15 protein-coding genes and 2 riboswitches are annotated in these 19,536 nt (G+C 35.0%); of the genes, 2 read left to right on the top strand and 13 right to left on the bottom strand.

Annotated elements, in window-relative coordinates:
- The first annotated feature begins 34 nt into the window (after positions 1-34).
- Together purH and purD are read left to right on the top strand one after the other, a co-directional pair.
- Positions 35-1,570 (top strand): bifunctional phosphoribosylaminoimidazolecarboxamide formyltransferase/IMP cyclohydrolase, encoded by a 1,536-nt coding sequence (gene purH / locus OEV82_RS07185; protein ID WP_407672751.1) that lies wholly within the window; start codon positions 35-37, stop codon positions 1,568-1,570.
- A 106-nt stretch (positions 1,571-1,676) separates the two neighbouring features.
- A complete protein-coding gene (gene purD / locus OEV82_RS07180) occupies positions 1,677-2,948 on the top strand; it encodes a phosphoribosylamine--glycine ligase (RefSeq protein WP_263061448.1) in 1,272 nt (423 codons plus the stop codon).
- Between the two features lie 314 nt (positions 2,949-3,262).
- Here the strand turns inward: purD and OEV82_RS07175 are convergent, their stop codons facing one another.
- The 13 genes from OEV82_RS07175 to OEV82_RS07115 all read right to left on the bottom strand — a co-directional run.
- Complete coding sequence (locus tag OEV82_RS07175; protein WP_263061447.1) at positions 3,263-4,390, bottom strand: CamS family sex pheromone protein; 1,128 nt, start codon at positions 4,388-4,390, stop codon at positions 3,263-3,265.
- 18 nt (positions 4,391-4,408) lie between these two features.
- A complete protein-coding gene (gene ligA / locus OEV82_RS07170; RefSeq protein WP_263061446.1) occupies positions 4,409-6,415 on the bottom strand; it encodes an NAD-dependent DNA ligase LigA in 2,007 nt (668 codons plus the stop codon).
- Positions 6,416-6,564: 149 nt separating this feature from the next.
- Entirely contained in the window at positions 6,565-8,793 is a 2,229-nt protein-coding gene (gene pcrA, locus OEV82_RS07165; protein WP_263061445.1) for a DNA helicase PcrA, read from the bottom strand.
- Positions 8,794-8,856: 63 nt separating this feature from the next.
- Entirely contained in the window at positions 8,857-9,564 is a 708-nt protein-coding gene (gene pcrB, locus OEV82_RS07160) for a heptaprenylglyceryl phosphate synthase (protein ID WP_173657961.1), read from the bottom strand.
- A gap of 186 nt (positions 9,565-9,750) precedes the next feature.
- Positions 9,751-10,080 carry a YerC/YecD family TrpR-related protein gene (locus tag OEV82_RS07155; RefSeq protein ID WP_173657962.1) on the bottom strand — a complete coding sequence of 110 codons (330 nt, stop codon included), beginning with the start codon at positions 10,078-10,080 and terminating at the stop codon, positions 9,751-9,753.
- 69 nt (positions 10,081-10,149) lie between these two features.
- Positions 10,150-11,175: a DUF3048 domain-containing protein gene (locus tag OEV82_RS07150; RefSeq protein WP_263061444.1), complete on the bottom strand. Its 1,026-nt coding sequence runs from the start codon at positions 11,173-11,175 to the stop codon at positions 10,150-10,152.
- A 47-nt stretch (positions 11,176-11,222) separates the two neighbouring features.
- Entirely contained in the window at positions 11,223-12,968 is a 1,746-nt protein-coding gene (locus OEV82_RS07145; RefSeq protein WP_263061443.1) for an adenine deaminase C-terminal domain-containing protein, read from the bottom strand.
- Positions 12,969-13,210: 242 nt separating this feature from the next.
- Positions 13,211-13,423 (bottom strand): NETI motif-containing protein, encoded by a 213-nt coding sequence (locus OEV82_RS07140; protein ID WP_173658928.1) that lies wholly within the window; start codon positions 13,421-13,423, stop codon positions 13,211-13,213.
- Positions 13,424-13,544: 121 nt separating this feature from the next.
- A complete protein-coding gene (locus tag OEV82_RS07135; RefSeq protein WP_173658926.1) occupies positions 13,545-14,834 on the bottom strand; it encodes an NCS2 family permease in 1,290 nt (429 codons plus the stop codon).
- Between the two features lie 147 nt (positions 14,835-14,981).
- Positions 14,982-15,083: riboswitch (purine riboswitch) on the bottom strand.
- Between the two features lie 189 nt (positions 15,084-15,272).
- Positions 15,273-16,793, bottom strand: a complete 1,521-nt coding sequence (gene guaA, locus OEV82_RS07130) for a glutamine-hydrolyzing GMP synthase (protein ID WP_263061471.1) — start codon at positions 16,791-16,793, stop codon at positions 15,273-15,275.
- Positions 16,794-17,018: 225 nt separating this feature from the next.
- A riboswitch (purine riboswitch) is annotated at positions 17,019-17,120 on the bottom strand.
- Between the two features lie 97 nt (positions 17,121-17,217).
- The gene (locus OEV82_RS07125) at positions 17,218-17,358 is read right to left on the bottom strand and encodes a hypothetical protein (RefSeq protein ID WP_263061442.1); all 141 of its coding nucleotides are present in this window, start codon (positions 17,356-17,358) and stop codon (positions 17,218-17,220) included.
- A gap of 289 nt (positions 17,359-17,647) precedes the next feature.
- A complete protein-coding gene (fumC, locus tag OEV82_RS07120) occupies positions 17,648-19,036 on the bottom strand; it encodes a class II fumarate hydratase (protein ID WP_173658924.1) in 1,389 nt (462 codons plus the stop codon).
- Between the two features lie 349 nt (positions 19,037-19,385).
- Positions 19,386-19,536 (bottom strand): class II fructose-bisphosphate aldolase (locus OEV82_RS07115; RefSeq protein ID WP_263061470.1); only part of this gene is annotated, 151 nt, incomplete at its 5' end.

Below are 19,536 nucleotides of genomic sequence, written 5' to 3'. Positions count from 1 at the left end.
TATCCAACTTTATAACTAGGAGGCTTTTACATTGATAGCAAAACGTGCACTGATTTCCGTATCTGATAAAACAGGTATTGTTGACTTTGCAAAACAACTAGTCGAACTCGATTTTGAAATTATTTCAACAGGCGGAACTTTCAAAGTCCTTAAAGAAGCTGGTATTCCAGTTACCGGTATTAGTGAAATGACTAACTTTCCAGAGATTCTTGATGGACGTGTAAAAACATTACACCCTCATATTCATGGTGGATTACTTGCGAAATTAGATGATGAAAAACATTTAGGACAAATAGCGGATCTTTCTATTCAACCGATCAGTCTTGTTTGTGTCAACCTTTATCCATTTAAACAAACAATCGAAAAGCCAAACGTCACTGTTGAGGAAGCAATAGAAAATATTGATATCGGTGGACCATCAATGTTGCGTTCAGCAGCAAAAAACCATAAGTTTGTCACTGTTGTTGTTGATCCTGCTGATTATGAAACAGTCATTCATGAAATTTCGCATAACGGGAATACAACCTTTAAAACACGTCAAAAACTTGCGTCTAAAGTATTCCGCCACACTGCTTCTTATGATTCATTGATTGCTGAATATATGACGAACTTAACTGGTGAAGAACTGCCAGAAAAATTAACAGTAACCTATGAGTTACAACAATCTCTTCGTTACGGTGAAAATCCACATCAAAAGGCTGCTTTTTATAAAAAGCCACTTGGTTCGAAATTTTCTATAGCTAATGCTACCCAACTTCACGGGAAAGAATTATCCTATAACAATATTAATGATGCGGCAACGGCTTTACAGATTGTTAATGAATTTGACGAACCCGCTGCAGTTGCAATTAAGCATATGAATCCATGTGGAGTTGGTACAGGAAAAACGATTTTTGAAGCCTATGCAAAGGCATTCGAAGCGGATCCAGTTTCCATTTTTGGTGGTATTGTTGCTCTAAACCGAGAAGTCGACAAAGCAACCGCTGAGAAATTACACGAAATCTTTTTAGAAATTATTATTGCTCCTTCTTTTAGTAAAGAGGCATTCGATATTTTAACTCAGAAAAAAAATATTCGCTTACTAACGGTTCCATTTGGCGAAGTAGATGAAAAGGAATTACGTTTTACCTCAATTGAAGGTGGCATGCTCGTTCAAGATTATGATCGCTATAATTTAGATCACGCTGAAGTCACAGTTCCTACAAAACGTAAACCAACTGAAGATGAATGGAAAGCATTGAAATTCGGTTGGAAAGTTGTAAAACATGTAAAATCTAACGCAATTGTTGTTAATGGAATAGATCAAACTTACGGTGTTGGTGCCGGTCAAACGAACCGGGTTGGTGCAGCAAATATAGCCTTAGAGCAAGCAGGAGATAAAGCGAAAGGTGCCGTTTTGGCATCAGATGCTTTCTTCCCATTTAATGATACAGTAGAAACTGCAGCAAAAGCAGGTATTACAGCGATTATCCAACCTGGTGGATCCATCCGTGATGAAGACTCAATTAAATTAGCGGATGAATACGGAATTGCCATGGTCTTTACAGGTATTCGTCATTTCAAACATTAATTTTTAGTCAAAATTGTTAGGTGTCAGTATTGACACCTAACATTCAAATGTCTGACTTTTTGCAATAAAAGATATCTTCACACGAACATAGGAAGGTGTACATGAGATGAAAGTTCTTGTTGTTGGCCGCGGTGGTCGTGAACATGCAATTTGTCAAAAAGTAAGTGAAAGTCCCCTTGTAGAAAAAGTTTTCGTTGCACCTGGAAATCCAGGAATGATCAATTGTGCAACACCAGTAGCCATTGATGAAAGCAATCATGAAGAATTAGTTCAATTTGCAAAAGATGAAAATATCGGTTTAACGATTATCGGGCCAGAAGCCCCACTCCTTGCTGGAGTTTCTGATCAATTTCGAGCTGCCGGATTAAACGTTTTTGGTCCAAGTCAGTTAGCAGCTGAGATTGAAGGTAGTAAGTCCTTTGCTAAAGATTTAATGAAAAAATATAAAATTCCAACAGCAAAATATGGAGTATTTACAGATTATGAATCAGCAAAAGCGTTTGTTCTCAAAAAGGGTGCACCTATTGTCCTTAAAGCCGACGGTTTAGCATCCGGTAAAGGTGTGATCGTAGCAACTACATTACAAAGTGCTTTATCAGCCCTAGAAGATTACTTTATTAATCATAAGTTTGGCAATGCTGCATCAAAAGTAGTTATCGAAGAATTTTTAGAGGGCGAAGAGTTTTCCCTAATGGCCCTTGTAAACGGAACTACTGTACTTCCTTTAGAAATTGCGCAAGATCATAAACGTGCCTTTGATGGTGATCAAGGACCAAACACCGGGGGGATGGGGGCTTATTCGCCTGTACCATTTATAAGTGATGATATCGTTCAAACAGCTATTAGAACAGTTTTACAACCGGTTACCGAGGCACTTAAACAGGAGGGTCGTTCATTCACAGGAATTCTATATGCTGGTTTAATTCAAACAAATGAAGGTCCAAAAGTAATTGAGTTTAATGCGCGTTTTGGTGATCCAGAAACACAAGTCGTCTTACCACGTATGAAATCTGATCTTGTAGAGGTTATTTTACGTTTATTGAATGGTGAAACACCTTCGATTGAATGGAGTAAAGAAGCTATGCTTGGCGTTGTTATTGCTGCTTCTGGTTATCCGGAAAATTATGAAAAAGGCTTTGCATTAACCGGTTTAGAAAATGTAACTGAACCTGTAAAGGTATTCCATGCTGGCACTAGCTTAAATGAAGAAGGAAAATATATCGCAAATGGTGGACGATTATTTCTAACTGCCGTTAAAGCACCTTCTTTAGAAGAAGCTCAAGAAAAAGTTTATGATGAATTAAAGAAATACAGTTGGAATAAAACTTTTTACAGAAAAGATATTGGCTATAAAGCGGTCAATCGTGTGTATAGTTAAGAAATAGCAAACTGCAAAGTAGTTGATAATGGCCGGGCAGTCTATGCTCGGTATTTCTTTTATGTTGATTCCATTTGCTACTATTATTGTTTAGACGAAAAATCACCCTCGTGAGTTCCCTGTTACAAGTGCCTTTACAAACAACATAAAAATAGTTGCACTTCAACCTTCTCCTGTATGCCCTTTTTTATAAATCTAAAAAACAGCCCAAGAGATGAACGGCAAAAAAAGAGAGTACGTAATCAAACTCATATTATTACATACTCTCTTAATTCAAATAAAATCAATTGTTTATCCCGACAAACATTTTTAACTTAATATATATGCACAAACGGTTCTTTCATATCAGGTTTTTTCAATATCATTGCTTCCTGTCCAGCTACTGATTTTACATTGATCTCAAGAATGACATAGTCAGGATAAGCTTCAACAGCTAAACCAGCTAAATATTGAGTAAAACCGATAACTTCCGTCTTACCATAAAATTGGAAATCAATATCGATGGATATTTTTTGTAATTCATTATTAATATACAATCCTCTACCAACAATCCCGTTATGATTTGGAAAATATGTACTAATATCTTCTTTAAAACGCGAAAACCGTTCCGCATCATCACGATATTGATCAGTCGCATGTTTTGATGGGAATAGAACATACTTCTCATTCACATTATTCCATTCCAATGAACGACTACCACTTTTGACTGTTGCATATGCAAAATAGTTTCCGGGGATGATCGAAGTTTTGGCTTGCTGTTTAAACAATCCGATCGTAATCGGTACTTCTTCTAAACCTTCAACTCCCCTTATAAGTTGTACAACTTCTTCAGCAATCCGTTTACCTTCTTTTTCGATTGTATTATTTGATATAGGTGTTTCGAAGCGATTTCCTTCAATATTAAAATAATAGACAGAATTTAATGCTAATCCGATTGAAATTCCTTCTAACTTAACTTTATCATCTTCCTGTACAAGATAATTTTGTTCTAAAATATGAGCTAGATATTTTGGTGCATTTTCCTTAGCCTCTTTTTTCTCATCGATACTCGCACCGTCATCTACATCAGGTTCAGTTGGATTTAAACTTCTTAACCATTCATTAATCGTTTCACTGTCTAAATACTGTCCTTCTTGGAAAATATATTGATCGGTACTGAAGTTCTTTTGTGAAATTCGTAATAATCCCTCTTCAAATTCATCACTATCAAACCTTGAATTCAAGTAACTTGCAGCTTGCCCCCTTGCACCTGAAGGTCTAAAAGGTGTTAACGTACGATAGTATTCTTCGGAAATTTGATATTTCGGAACGATCGCTTTTTCTTCGTTTTTATTATTGTTATTTTCTTCTTGAACAACCTCGTCTTGTGCATCTAAGTTTGGTAAACATCCTGATAAGGCAAATATAAGGAGTATACTTAACAATAAAAGTTTCTTTCTCACCCCTACACCTCCTTTTCTTTAATCATTTAGTACTTCAACTAACTGTTCTTCATTCCAAACTTCGATACCGAGATCTTGTGCTTTTTTCAGTTTCGAACCCGCATCTGTTCCAGCTATCACAACATCTGTATTCTTACTAACACTACCTGTAACTTTGGCACCTAATTGTTCAAGTTTTTCTTTAGCTTTACTTCTTGAGTATCTTTCTAGCTTCCCAGTTAATACAATTGTTTTACCCGCTACGGCAGACTCTATTTGTTCACTTCTAGATACTTTAGGTCCTTTATATGTGACATTAACCCCTAGGTTTTTTAATTCCGTAATCAATTCTTTGACTTCAGGTAATTGGAAGTAAGTCACAATGGAGTTTGCCATTTTCTCACCGATCTCATTAATGGATTGTAATTCTTCCTCAGTCGCTGCCATTAATCGATCAATATGTTCATAATGTTCAGCTAAAATTCGAGCAGCCTTCGCTCCGACATGTCGAATCCCTAAACCGAATAATAATCGTTCTAATGAATTATCTTTGGATGCTTCAATGGCGCTTAACAAATTGTTAACGGATTTATCACCCATTCTTTCTAATGCAATTAACTGGTCATATTTAAGTTTATAAAGATCGGCAACATTAGATACAAGATTCTTATCGAATAGTTGCGTAATCACTTTTTCGCCTAACCCGTCAATATTCATTGCATTTCTTGATACAAAGTGAATTAGACCTTCGCGTATTTGTGCAGGACATTTCGGATTTATACAACGTAGAGCAACTTCCTCATCTAAGCGCACTAATTCACTGCCACATTCTGGACATTGTTCTGGCATCGCAAAAGGCTGCTCCTCACCAGTCCGTTTTTCAGGTAAAGGACGAACAACTTCTGGAATAATATCTCCTGCTTTTTTAATAATGACAAAGTCACCCACACGAATATCTTTTTCTTTAATTAAATCCTCATTATGTAAGGAAGCACGTTGAACAGTCGTTCCTGCCACACGAACAGGCTCTAAAATTGCGGTCGGTGTCACCACACCTGTTCTTCCAACACTTAATTCAACATCAATAAGTTTTGTTTCAACTTCTTCTGCTGGGAATTTATATGCTATAGCCCAACGTGGAGACTTGACGGTATAACCTAATTTTTTCTGTTGATCAAATCGGTCAACTTTTATAACAATCCCATCAATTTCATATGGTAATTCTGGCCGTTTGCTTTCCCATTCCTCAACATATTTTAATACATCATCAAGCGTAGGACAGACTTTCCTTTCTTTATTTGTTTTTAAACCAATTTGATCAAGGTAATCCAGAAACTCACTATGTTTTTCAATGTGAGATACATGATTTTCACCTATCGAATATAAAAAGACATCTAAATTTCTTGATGCCGCTATTTTTGGATCTAGTTGACGAAGGGAACCTGCTGCTGCATTTCGTGGATTAGCAAATAACTCTTCACCTTTTGCCTCTCTTTGTCTATTCAATTCAACAAAGGACTTTTTCGGCATAAAACATTCGCCACGCACTTCAATCGTAACATTTTCCTTTAATTTTAATGGGATCGACTTAACCGTTCTTAAATTGACTGTAATATCTTCACCAACGGTACCGTCACCACGTGTTGCACCTTGAACAAATTTCCCATTTTCATAACGCAAAGAAATTGCTAGTCCATCAATTTTTAATTCACATACATATTCGTAGTCTTCTCCCAGTGCTTGTCTTACTCTTCTGTCAAAATCACGTAAATCCTGTTCGTTAAAAGCATTGCTAAGGCTAAGCATCGGAACACGATGTTCGACCTTTTTAAAACCTTCTAATACTGCACCACCGACCCGTTGTGTTGGTGAATCTGGTGTTATAAATTGTGGAAATTGATTTTCTAATGATATCAGCTCTCGTAATAATTGATCATATTCATGGTCTGATATCGTCGGTTTGTCTAACACATAATATTCATAACCATATTGTGTTAATACTTCTTGCAATTCTTTTATTCTTTTTTCTGCTTGTTTCATATCCATAAGAATCACCTATACGATTATTAAAGTTTTAGGCTATTTTCATTTTCTACGTAAAAATTGTGCTCAATCCAAAAATGATCGTCGTTTATTAAACATTTTAGTAATGAGCCGCAACGTGTACTATTACAAAGAATTATCCGAATCTTATTTTATTGTTTTTCAATCGGTGCAAATTTCGCTAGGAGGCGTTTAATTCCAACAGGACTTGGAAAGGCAATATCAAGTTCCATATTTTCACCTTCACCACGTACACTAACTACAGTACCAATCCCCCATTTTTTATGAACAGCTTTGTCGCCGGCTTTCCAATCCATACTTTCTCCACCTGTCGTCGTAAACACAGGTCGATTCATACTTGTTTGGACCGATCGTGTTTGTCTTGTTCCAGTTGAATTTATACGAAATGCCGATTTCCGTTCTTTTTTCAATTGTTCATTTTCATAATCGATTAATTCTTCTGGAATTTCGTCAATAAAACGGGATGGTGGATTCATATTTCTACGTCCAAATAAAGTCCGCATTTGTGCATTTGTGATATACAATTCTTCCTCAGCTCGCGTGATCCCCACATAGGCGAGGCGACGTTCTTCCTCCATTTCGGACTCTTCCATTAAGCTGCGAGAATGCGGAAAAACACCTTCTTCCAAACCGATTAAGAAAACGACTGGAAACTCCAATCCTTTCGCAGAATGTAGCGTCATTAGAACAACTGAATCGTTACTTGTGTCCTCTTTATCCATTTGATCAATATCAGCAATTAACGCTAAATCCGTTAGAAAGGCAACTAACGTTTTATCATCATTTTGCTCTTCAAAGTTTTTTGTAACGGTTAAAAATTCCTCAATATTCTCAAGTCGACTGGCCGCCTCTAGTGTTTTTTCTCCTTCTAACATTTCACGATAACCAGAACGTTTAATCACTTCTTCAGTTAACTCCGTTACAGATAAATAATCCTGCATTTGGTTTAAATCAGTAATTAATTGATAAAATTCTTCACAAGCTTTCAGAGCTTTTCCAGATAATCCTATTAAAACCGCGTCACCTATCGCTTCATACATCGACATATCATGTTGGGCGGCAAATTGAGCGATGCGTTCGACAGACGTAGCACCAATACCTCGTTTTGGCACATTTATAACTCGCGTTAAGCTAATATCATCATCTGGATTGGACACTAATCGTAAATAAGCAAGCAAATCTCTAATTTCTTTACGATCATAGAACTTTGTACCACCGACAATATTGTATGGAATATTTGATTTCACTAACACTTCTTCTAATGCACGAGATTGCGCATTTGTCCGATAAAGAATAGCAATATCACTATATTTTCTGTTTTTCTTTTTTACAAGATCTTGAATTTTCCCCGTTACAAACATCGCTTCATCTTGTTCGGTATCAGCACGATAGTAACAGATTTTATCCCCTGCATCATTTTCAGTCCATAATTTTTTCGGTTTTCGTTTCATATTGTTTGAGATAACGCCATTGGCTGCTTGTAAAATCGTTTTGGTTGAACGATAGTTTTGCTCAAGTAATATGACTTTGGCATCCGGATAATCTTTCTCGAAGGATAAAATATTCGAAATATCCGCACCACGCCATCCATAAATGGATTGGTCAGAATCACCAACAACACAAAGGTTTCTAAACTTTTCTGCCAATAATTTAACTAGTATATATTGCGCTTTATTTGTATCTTGATACTCATCAACATGAATATATTGAAATTTATTTTGATAATACTCAAGCACTTCCGGAACCCGTTCAAACAATTGAATTGTTTTCATTATAAGGTCATCAAAATCGAGGGAATGATTTTTTAATAGACGTTTTTCATATTCCTCATATACTTCACTAACAATTCTTTGAAAATAATCTCCAGCATATTTGGAAACATCACTCGCACTTTTAAGTTCATTTTTCGCATGACTGATTGAACCTAAAATACCACGAGGATCAAATTTTTTCGGATCAAGATTTTTATCTTTTAAGATTCCTTTTATAACCGACAACTGGTCGGATGAATCAAGAATGGTAAAGTTACGATTAATACCGATTCGGTCAATATCTCTCCGTAAGATCCTTACACACATCGAGTGAAAAGTTGAGATCCAAATATCTTCAGCAGCCCCACCTAAAATACCATTAATCCGTTCTTTCATTTCTCTTGCTGCTTTATTTGTAAATGTAATAGCTAATATATTGTACGGGTTAACAGCTTTTTCTACTAAAATATAGGCGATTCGATGAGTTAGAACTCTCGTTTTCCCACTACCTGCACCTGCCATAATTAATAGTGGTCCATCTGTTGTTTTAACCGCTAACTGCTGTTGATTATTTAATCCATTTAAAAGCCGATCCTTCAAGTATTGCACAATTTATCACCCTTTTATCAAGAACATTTGTTCCTGTTATTACATTCATTATACCGTTAATTTTCACTTTTCTATATTATTTTCAAGATTTTTTACTACTTTAACCGTCCGTAATGCTTCTTTTAAATTTTCATAAATAATATTTCCTACAACAATGCAATCCGCATACTGTTTCATTTCTTTTGCTTGTTCAAGCGTCTTTATTCCACCACCATAGAAAATCTGCGTTTCCTCTAGTACATTTTTCACATGTTTTACAACTTTTGGATCACCGTATGTACCGCTGTATTCAATATAAAAAACAGGTAGATGAAACATCTTCTCTGCCATTAGTGCATATGCTTCAATATCGTCTATTGTTAAATCACAATTAGCCTCAGTTAACTGGGCTACTTTACTATTTTCATTTAAAATACAATACCCTTCAACTACCATTTCTTTCCAGTCAATCATATGAACGAATTCCTTTATAGCCTCATGATGGTTCCCTAAAATCCACTCTCGTTTCGGACTATTTAGTACTGTCGGAATAAAGTACAAGTCAAATCCTGGAGTAATGGCCTCGATGTGTGATACTTCCAAGGCACAAGGTACTGTATAACGACGTACCCTTGACATTAAATTTAATACTTTTTCAAGTGTTACACCGTCTGTTCCACCGATGATAATGGCATCCGTACCTGATTCACAAATTTTTTCTAACGATGTATCATCTATTTCCTTATTCGGATCTAATTTAAAAACATGTTCCCATTCCCGAATATTTAGCATGAATCTTCCTCCAATATATATTCCATTTCTCAATTATACCATTCAATTATGACTAGTAAAAATAGGACTTACAACAAAATACATGTTTTTTATATTCCTTATAGCAACTCAAAAATTGAAAAAATCCCTTTATACAGTGTTTAACTGTAGAAGGGATTTTCACACTTTGTTTCCATTATACCAATCTTAAACATTCATTTCTTTCTCATTTGTCTCTGGCGGAGTTTGTTCTTCTAAACGTTCTAAGACCATTTTATAAGCATCATTGCCATAGTTTAAGCAACGTTTTACACGGGAAATGGTAGCTGTTGATGCACCAGTTTCTTTTTCAATCTCATGATATTTTCTTCCCTTTTGTAATAGTCTTGCCACTTCTAAACGTTGGGCTAACGACTGTATTTCATTTATTGTACATAAATCATCAAAGAATCGATAACACTCATCTAAATCATTCAAAGTTAAAATGGCTTCAAATAACTGGTCTAATTCTCTTCCTCTTAACTTTTCAATTTGCAAAGTGACTGCCTCCCATTGTTAATAATTAATCTTCAAATATCTACTTCAATGAATGTTATAAGTTTATTGTTAGAAGTTTACCATTTTATCAATATTTGGCACGATGTTAATCCATGTCTTTCCTGGAACGAGTCGGATTTCTACACCATTGAAATACGGGACAATTCTTCCGTCTACATTTTTCCATGAAACTTCCCGCATTTTTCCTTCTTGCAACAATAAAGCTTTACCTCCGGATGTAAGATCAATTTTCCTTCTACCCGAATCATCAATAACGAAATGATCCATTTGTACTATAAAGATATTATTTAATAATACGGGATCATTCGTATCATAATCTACAGTTTGCACATCACCTGAAAACCGCTTATATTTCTTTATAGATGAATCATATTCATAGCGAACTTCAAAATTTTGGTTTGAATAAGAAATCGTAATGTCCTTTTGTAGCTTTCCTTCTACCTGGTCATCTTCAGCTAAAAACTTATAACTTTTCGGAGCGCCCTCCATTGAATAACCGTTTTGTTTTGCACCTTTTCTAATATTTTCAAAGGAAATATAGGAATTGTGTGGAGCCTTTCTAAAGGTAACTCTATTAAACAGAGTACCATCATAATACAAACCATTTAAATGGTCAATATACCCTGATTGAATAATTTCTTGTGCTTCCGGACTCCAACCGTGAAAAATATATATAGCATTTAATCCCTTTGCTAATTCAATATAATAAGGACGAGCACTACGGACAGGGCCCACTTTTTTAGAGAATTCACTTTGAAAGACGGCTAATAATCTCGTAATTCCACCTTCTGCTAGTGCTTCAAAAACAAGATCGGCCTTATTTAAACCAGATTGGGGTCTAGCAGCCGGGTGATTATTAACCATGACACTAATAGCACGATTTGTTGGTTCGACTTCAATAGGCTCACCAGTTAAAGGATAGTGATATAAATATCCTGGTGATTTTTCACCCACTGTATCTTGTTCTATATTTTCAACAGGTTCAGGTTTTGGTTCAGCGTTTTTATTACAACTGACTAAAAGAAAAATAATCATAAACATCGTCATGACTTTCCAATACCGCTGTTTATACACAAGTAAACCTCATTTCATTGTTTGACTACCACATGCTCTTTACTATTTTAACGCATTATAGCAGGGAACAAAACTTTTTTTTGCATAACATCAAATAACCCTAACGGAGTTAATCGTATATACGGTAAATGTGTCGATGTCAAAAACAATAAAGTATATATTGGGTCATTAAACCGATAACCAAATTTGGTCATGATTTTTTTAAATTCTTTATCTTTCTCAATTAACGATTCAAAATCTAATTCACTTGAATGCCCACTAAATGTCAATGGTAATTCGTAAATAATATTACCATTTTTAGAAATAACAATACCGCCACCTATCTCCTTCATACGTTCGAAAGCTGTACACATATCTTTTTTATTTTTACCAATTAATAGTATATCACCTGTATTTGTAAATGTGGTAGCAAGGCCATCAAGATTTTTTGCGAACCCTTTCAAAACAGTGTTGATTCGAAGTTCCCCATTGCGTTGAATATACGTAAAGAAACACTCGTCAACATCATCATCCAGTTTATCCCGATATAAATCGGTCGTGATTGAATACGGTTTTGTAATAACAGAGCTATCTAAACTGATTCCAACTGGCATTGAATATTGTAGATCTTCATTATTTAAATTCCAATCAATGGTCAGTGGTTGAAACCCATATTGATCCATATTTATTTGGTATCGATTATCTAACTCTTTTCCATCTCTTTTCACCCATTTCCCCTTTGCTAAAACGGAAACCGGTGTTGGATTATCTTCTGATGTGATAAAATTAATATCTGCTACCCTTCCCGTCGCAATTTGACCATGTAAATGTTCAAGATTAAAATATTTTGCAGGATTTAATGTTGTCATTAAATATGCTTCAATAGCTGATATCCCATGCTCAATGCAAATTTTTATTAGATGATCCATAACCCCGTTTTCATAAAAAGATGGAGTTGATCCATCTGTTGTTAACATCAATTGACTGTAATTCGGAATATTTTCCTCTTTTAACTCTTCAAGTATTTGTGGTAAATCTGGACGTATTGATGAATGTCTTAATCCAACCATGTAGCCTTGTAATAATCTTCTCATAACTTCTTTACCATTAATAGACTCATGATCGCTATCTGCTCCAAGAAGCTTTAACTTTGCCAACGTTTTTTCCGATGCCCCTGGAAAATGTCCTTCCACTTTTTTATTCAATCTTTTCGCTTCTTGAATCCAGTAAAGTTTTAAATCATCACCCTCTAATAGCTTGGGCCAACCTGTTAATTCTCCGGCTTGTATGACTGATTCATGTTCAAGCCATTTCTTAACTGAAGCATTTGAGAAAACGACTTCCTCATCTATAATTTCTGTTTGACTATCTAATCTTCCCCACCAATACAATGTTGTTGGAAGCGATTTCAAATCATCAATAAAAGAAAACGCTTTCTTTTTATTGGTAAATAAACAGAGCTGTAAGTTATCATTGATTAAAACTGTTGTTCCAAATTTAGATGCATATTGTGCAAAACTTACTGGATTGTATAGTTGGAATGGATGGGCATGGGGTTCAATATACCCTGGTACGAGTAAACTATTTTTACAATCAACAACCTCACAAGTTTGGTCGACTTTGTCAGGCAGCTTTTCTCCAACATAGACTATCCGATCATTGTAAATCCAAATATTAGCCTGCAGCCATTTTTTAAAAATAGCATTTAAATATGTTGCGTTTTTTAATAAAATAGTAGGTGATCTTTTTCCATCCAGTACTTCTACTTGTTCCCTCAATTCTCGATTTCTCCAGCGATACTTCGACTCAACCATTCACCTTCACCTTTTTGTTCTTATTTTTTATCTATCTCAAAAGCTGAACGAATGTAGCAAATTGAACAAAGTTTCATAATTCGTATAAAGTATAACACACTTTATTTATTAAAGCACTAAAGAAGGTTTGACATTTCTGAAAACCGTCCACTACACTTCCATTTTTAATAGTTACTAGTTACATTCTAACAATGATAATCCTTTTTGAATAAAATATCTGGTGTTACAAAATACAATACATTTTATTTGTCGTTCATTAATTTACCTTCAAATACAATTTGCTGTCTTATCGGTTCATACGCAACCTTCCCATCCTCTTTTATCACTTCTTTAAAAATCGGCTTTTCATATTTCCCAACCGGAACATAGCCCTCTTGTTTCATACGATTTAAACATTCATCAATTGTTTCATTTTCTTGAAGCTCAAAACGAACTTTATTCTTCTTTTTACCCATTATGAATACCTCCAAGTTACTTGTTATTTATATTTTATCCCAAAAATATAGGAAAAAGGATCATTTATTCCGAATTATATCATCATATAAAAAGGCCGTCCCAAAAAGACAGCCTTAACGTCTATACGATCGTTTCAAATATGAAGTATAAGATGAATAATATACCGAGTACATACATAACCGGATGGATTTCTTTTGCACGACCTTTAACTAACATGGTAATCGGATAGAAAACAAACCCTACGGCAATCCCTGTTGCAATACTACCAGTAAGTGGCATCATTAAGAACGTAAAGAAAGCAGGTACAGCAGTTTCAAAGTTCTCCCATTCTATTCCTTTCAATTGAACAGCCATCAAGATACCAACAATAATTAATGCAGGTGATGTTACTGCACTTGTTACAATACTTAAAACAGGTGAGAAGAATAATGCGATAAAAAACAAGATAGAAACAACCACTGCTGTAAAACCAGATTTACCACCAGCACCAACTCCGGCTGTAGATTCAACATAAGATGTTGTACTAGATGTCCCTAAGATCGCACCAATGACAGTTCCTGAAGAATCTGAAGCTAGAGCTCTTCCTGCCCTTGGTAGTTTTCCATTTTCCATAATTTTTGCTTCACTTGCAACCGCTACTAATGTTCCTGCTGTATCAAAGAAGTCAATAAACATGAAAGTTAAAATAACGATTAAAACGTCTAATGTGAAAATATTCCCTAAGTTCACAATCGCTTGACCAAATGTTGGTTCTATACTTGGCGGTGCTGAAACAATTGAATCAGGAAATGGAACTAACCCAAAGATCATTCCAACTATAGCAGTAATAACCATCCCGTAGAAGATTCCAGCTTTCACACCACGAACTAGAAATAAAATGGTTACGACTAATCCAAAGATCGCTAACAAGGTTTGTGAATTTGATAAATCACCAAGTAAAGCTTCACCAGTTACGATTCCAGCATTTTTTAAACCAATAAATGCAATGAATAAACCAATCCCCGCTCCCACGGCAAGTTTTAAATTTTCAGGAATTGCATTAATTACAATTTCTCGAATACCAGTTAATGTAAGAATAACTAAAATAACACCAGAAACGAGAACACCAGATAATGCTGTTTCCCAAGGTATTCCCATACCTAAAACCGCCGTGAATGTAAATGCCGTGTTAAGACCCATACCTGGTGCTAGAGCGACAGGGTACTTGGCCACAATTCCCATTACTAATGTACCTAAAGCTGCCGCAAGACATGTAGCGGTAAAAATAGCCCCCCAATCCATACCTGTTTCTGATAAGATCATTGGGTTAACAGCTAATATATAAGCCATTGATAAGAACGTGGTTAAACCTGCAATAATCTCAGTTCTATAATCTGTTCCAAGTTTATCAAACTCAAAGTACTTTTTCATGAAAGTTCCCCTTACCTTTCTATAATGTGTTTACATTACATTCGAAGCATTCCAAGAATGGAAAAATACTTCTAAAAAAAGAAAAAAGCTCATGTTTCCACAGAGCTTTACGAAAGGTATAGGTTTATAAGAAAATAAAAAAATCCTTACAATCCAAGTACCTCTCGTAGTCAAGCTATTTACGGTAGCTCGGTAGAAACTCACAGGCCATATCCCTGTAATTATACGAGAAAAAAATATTTAATTATTACAAATACATAGTATCAATAAAAAACAAAAACGTCAATACAAAATACGAATATTTTTTTTAAAAAAATAAATCTTGTTCGTGTTTAATGTTAAAATCCCTTGAATTTTTTGTTTATTTATCTATAATATCCGTAAAATGCCTGTTTCAAGCGTTTGACACTGAAACAGGCAATCTTTGAACAGATTCTATTATTCCCATTCAATTGTTGCAGGTGGTTTACTTGTAATATCGTAAACGACCCGATTCACATGGGGAACTTCATTCACAATTCTACTGGAAATTTTCTCTAAAACATCCCATGGGATCTTTGCCCAATCGGCAGTCATTCCATCAATAGATTGAACGGCACGAATGCCAACTGTATAATCATATGTCCGGGCATCACCCATTACACCTACACTACGTATATTTGTAAGCACAGTAAAGTACTGCCAAATTTCACGGTCTAAACCAGCATTTTTAATTTCTTCCCGTAAAATATAATCTGATTCCCGAACAATTTCAAGTTTTTCCTCTGTAACATCACCTATAATCCGAATACCAAGACCTGGACCTGGGAATGGTTGTCGCCAAACAATTTCATCCGGAATTCCAAGAGCAGATCCAAGTTCACGAACTTCATCTTTAAATAAAGTTTTTAACGGTTCAATCAGCTCAAATTCCATATCTTCAGGTAGTCCACCGACATTATGATGTGATTTAATTGTTTGTGCCGTTGCCGTTCCACTTTCAATGATGTCCGTGTAAAGCGTTCCTTGAGCAAGAAATTCAATGCCTGCTAATTTTGCTGACTCATCATTAAAAACATAAATAAATTCATTACCGATGATTTTACGTTTCTGTTCTGGATCTGTAACACCTGCTAATTTATCTAAGAAACGTTTTTTCGCATCAATTTTAATTACATTCATTTGGAATTTTTCAGCGAAAGTCTCCATTACACTTTCTGCTTCACCTTTTCGTAGCAAACCATGGTCAACAAACATACATGTTAATTGGTCACCAATGGCTTTATGAATGAGAACAGCCACAACAGAAGAGTCTACTCCACCACTTAACGCACATAAAACTTTTTTATCTCCAACTGTTTTTCTGATTTGTTCAATTTGTACATCAATAAAATGCTCCATTGTCCAATTTGCTTCACAACCACAAACATTAAACACAAAATTTTTCAATATATCATTTCCATAGACAGAATGGCGAACTTCTGGATGAAATTGAACACCATATAAATTTTCAACTTCATTACTCATTGCCGTTATTGGGCACGATGGACTTTTTGCATCAATACTAAAACCTTCTGGAACTTCTGTCACAAGGTCACCGTGACTCATCCAGACAACTTGTTGTTCCGGTAAATTGCGGAACAATGTTGCATTCGTTCCTACATTGATTTCCGCTTTGCCATATTCACGATGTTTCGCTTGTTCTACTTTTCCTCCAAAATGTTTAGCCAAAAGTTGCATTCCATAACAAATACCAAAAATTGGTATACCTAATTCAAAGATTTTTTCATCGCATGTAAATGCATTTTCATCATAAACACTGTTTGGTCCGCCAGAAAAAATAATCCCTTTAACATTCATTTTTTTTATTTCTTCTGCGGAAATTGTATGAGGATGTAACTCACTATATACACCGAACTCACGAATCCGTCGAGTAATTAATTGATTGAACTGACTTCCAAAATCCAAAACTATAATCATTTCTTGGTTCTTTGATTGTTGTGTCAAACTATTCACCTCTTTATATTATTCCATTCAAAAAAATGAAACTTTTATATGTATATCTTTACCTAATATAAAGCATTTGTACAATAATGTTTTAATAAATAATAAAAAAACTAGAATACTACCATAAAGGCAGCGTTCTAGTTTTACACATGTCAACAAGATAACTATTAAAACATTACATAATCGTTCGTACTGTGTAAAGTAGAAAACCGCCTTCATAGTCAGGCTATTTACGGTAGCCTGGTAGAAACTCTCGAACCATATTATCGAGGATATATGAAGGAAATTATTTTTTATTGTAAAATGAATCTTTCAGTTGGTCAAGTCTGTTTTTCATTAAACTTTACACTAATTTTTTCCAACTATATGACGGAGATTCATTTTAGTAAAAAACTGTTCACAATAATTCAGTGATGTATCCATATTCAATGTCTGTTGATACATTTTGAAATAATGTTAAAGCAAGTTCATTAATTGTAAATAAGTCTCTTGTAAAAGAATCCACATCTTTCATAACTCTGAATTGAATGTGGAGCATATGCACTCTTCAATTTTTTGTCTAATAGTAGCATCATTTATTCGACTTGGTAAATTTTCTGAAGTACTTTTGTCCATAAAGCCTTCTCTCGAAGACAATTCTCTTCTGAATCTTCCTTCTTTTGTCCGCGAGCATATATAAGAATAGAATTCTCATTTAAATTATTAAAACCTGAATTTGAAACTATATAATCGATTATCAAAATAACAAATTTAAGTTTTTCCGCACAAAAAAAAGCCCTCCCACATGATTCACACCATATAAGAGGACTAACATCGTAAATGACAGACTATGCATTCGGATGAACCATTTCTTCCGGTCTTACATATTGATCGAACTCTTCACTTGTTAACAAGCCAAGTTCAAGAGCAGCTTCTTTCAATGTTGTTCCTTCTTTATGAGCCTTCTTTGCAATTTTTGCAGCATTTTCATAACCGATATGAGGATTTAATGCTGTAACAAGCATTAAAGAATCTTTTAAAAATTTTTCAATTTTTTCACGATTTGGTTCGATACCAACTGCACAATTATCATTGAAGGAACGAATTCCATCAGCAAGTAATCTTGCGCTTTGCAAGAAGTTATAAAGAATAACTGGTTTAAAGACGTTTAGTTCAAAATTACCTTGGCTCGCAGCAAATCCTATTGTTGCATCATTACCCATCACTTGAACAGCTATCATGGTTAATGCTTCACTTTGTGTAGGGTTTACCTTACCTGGCATAATGGAAGATCCTGGCTCATTTTCAGGAATGGTAATCTCACCAATTCCACTACGTGGGCCAGACGCTAACCAACGAACGTCATTAGCAATCTTCATGACATCTGCTGCTAATGCCTTCAATGCACCATGAGCATAAACTACTTCGTCGTGGCTTGTTAATGCATGGAATTTATTTTCTGAAGAATAGAAGTCAATACCTGTAAGCTGTTTAATTTCTTCGGATACCATCGCGCCAAACTCAGGGTGAGTGTTGATTCCAGTACCTACAGCTGTACCCCCAATAGCTAATGCTTTCATTTTATCTGTACTTTCTTTAATGAATTCAATATCACGATCAAGCATATGTACCCAACCACTAATTTCTTGGCCAAGTGTTAGTGGTGTTGCATCCTGTAAGTGTGTTCTACCAATTTTAACAATATCTTTAAATTCTTCAGCTTTTCTTTCTAATGTTCCTTTAAATCTTAGAACTTCTGGTAGCAAAGTATTTTCAACATAGCTTGTTGTAGCTACATGCATGGCGGTTGGGAATGTATCGTTAGAACTCTGACCCATGTTCACATCATCGTTTGGGTGTAATTTCTGGTCAGAACCCCATTCCTTTAAAAGTTGATTTCCACGGTTAGCAATCACTTCATTTAAGTTCATGTTGGATTGTGTACCGCTTCCTGTTTGCCAAATTTTTAATGGAAACTCACCACTATGTTTTCCTTCAATAATTTCATCAGCTACCGTTACAATGGCCTTTGCTTTATCATCATGCAATTTACCTAACTTATTATTAACAATCGCACAGCTTCTTTTTAATATTGCAAATGCTTTAATTAACTCTTCTGGCATTGTTTCAGTGCTAATCGCAAAATTTTGCAAACTACGCTGCGTTTGTGCACCCCAATATTTGTTTGCCGGAACTTTAACTTCACCCATAGTATCACGTTCGATACGATATTCCATGAATAATCCCCCTCCTGTTATTTTTCCAGAAAAGCGTTTTCAACAATTCTATTATAGTAAATTCAGTTTAATTAATCTATTAATTTAGAATAAAATAAGCGTTTTTACACGTGAACACGATAAATCTTAGCAATTTGAAAGATATTACTCTAAGTAATAGACTCATTAGAGCGTAAAAAATTATTTATACCGTTAATGCATAAAAAAGACTACTTCCTATATACAGTTTTGTTACAAGGAAGTAGTCTTTCCATTTATTTAGAACATCTTGATGAATAGTTTTAGTATTTTAGTATAAGTCCGAATTTAGGTTTATAAAAATTCGTACCTTAAAACTATTCTCTCATGATCACGCTTTGCCTGAAGAACCGAATTCACGCATTTTTGTAATCACAGTTTCTTTAATGGCTTCACGTCCTGGGCCGATAATTTTACGTGGGTCGTATACTTTACTATCATTAGCTAATACTTCACGAACTTTTTTCGTAAACGCAATTTGA

This window comes from Pallidibacillus thermolactis, from assembly GCF_025660415.1.
GTDB classification, from domain to species: Bacteria; Bacillota; Bacilli; order Bacillales; family Caldibacillaceae; genus Pallidibacillus; species Pallidibacillus thermolactis.
This window is presented reverse-complemented; position numbering and strand designations above follow the sequence as displayed.

Excerpts from the sequence above, each read along its gene's own strand:
- fumC (WP_173658924.1), bottom strand. The coding sequence starts at position 19,036 with ATGGAATATCGTATCGAACGTGATACTATGGGTGAAGTTAAAGTTCCG.
- purD (WP_263061448.1), top strand. The coding sequence starts at position 1,677 with ATGAAAGTTCTTGTTGTTGGCCGCGGTGGTCGTGAACATGCAATTTGT.
- OEV82_RS07135 (WP_173658926.1), bottom strand. The coding sequence starts at position 14,834 with ATGAAAAAGTACTTTGAGTTTGATAAACTTGGAACAGATTATAGAACT.
- guaA (WP_263061471.1), bottom strand. The coding sequence starts at position 16,793 with ATGATTATAGTTTTGGATTTTGGAAGTCAGTTCAATCAATTAATTACT.
- ligA (WP_263061446.1), bottom strand. The coding sequence starts at position 6,415 with ATGGATATGAAACAAGCAGAAAAAAGAATAAAAGAATTGCAAGAAGTA.
- OEV82_RS07145 (WP_263061443.1), bottom strand. The coding sequence starts at position 12,968 with ATGGTTGAGTCGAAGTATCGCTGGAGAAATCGAGAATTGAGGGAACAA.
- OEV82_RS07125 (WP_263061442.1), bottom strand. The coding sequence starts at position 17,358 with ATGCTCCACATTCAATTCAGAGTTATGAAAGATGTGGATTCTTTTACA.
- pcrB (WP_173657961.1), bottom strand. The coding sequence starts at position 9,564 with ATGCTAAATATTCGGGAATGGGAACATGTTTTTAAATTAGATCCGAAT.
- OEV82_RS07140 (WP_173658928.1), bottom strand. The coding sequence starts at position 13,423 with ATGGGTAAAAAGAAGAATAAAGTTCGTTTTGAGCTTCAAGAAAATGAA.